Origin of the sequence: Streptomyces longisporoflavus (assembly GCF_014649775.1) — a bacterium.
In the GTDB taxonomy this organism is placed as follows: domain Bacteria; phylum Actinomycetota; class Actinomycetes; order Streptomycetales; family Streptomycetaceae; genus Streptomyces; species Streptomyces longisporoflavus.
Window position 1 is genome coordinate 1 of sequence record NZ_BMTR01000132.1, and the last position, 696, is coordinate 696.

General features: G+C 42.0%; 1 protein-coding gene. It reads left to right on the forward strand.

What is annotated here, in order from left to right; translation table 11 throughout:
• Position 1: 1 nt before the first annotated feature.
• The coding region (locus IE226_RS43725) for a transposase family protein (protein ID WP_506417428.1) at positions 2-696 on the forward strand (695 nt) is incomplete at its 3' end.

The window sequence follows — 696 nt, forward strand, 5'->3', positions numbered from 1 at the left end:
CATGGCAAAAGTACAAATAAAATCTGAGAAACTCACTCCTTTTGGGGGAATTTTTTCGATTATGGAGCAATTTGATGCTCTTTTAGCTCAAACCATAGATTCCACCTTGGGATTGAGATGCACTATGTTTGGTTATCAATATAGCGAGATTCTACGCTCTCTGATGTGCGTATATCTTTGTGGTGGCTCATGTATTGAGGATGTTACAACTCACCTGATGAAACATTTGTCTCTTCATCCAACTCTTCGCACTTGCAGCGCAGACACCATATTACGTGCTATCGAAGAACTGACTTTTAAGAGCATCACCTATAAGTCTGCTTCTGGCAAATCCTATGATTTCAATACTGCAGACAAGATGAACTGCTTACTGGTCAATGCCCTGCTTGCTACTGGTCAATTGAAATCCGGTCAAGAGTATGATTTTGACTTTGACCATCAGTTCATTGAAACAGAGAAGTATGATGCAAAACCAACCTACAAGAAGTTCTTGGGCTATAGTCCAGGTGTAGCTGTCATTAACGACATGATTGTTGGTATTGAAAATAGAGACGGCAACACAAACGTGCGCTTCAACCAAAGAGAGACTTTGGAAAGAATCTTCAAGCGACTGGAGGCATCAGAAGTATATATATCCCGTGCCCGCATGGATTGCGGCTCATGCTCGGAGGAAATCGTAGATAGGGTAGAGGCTCA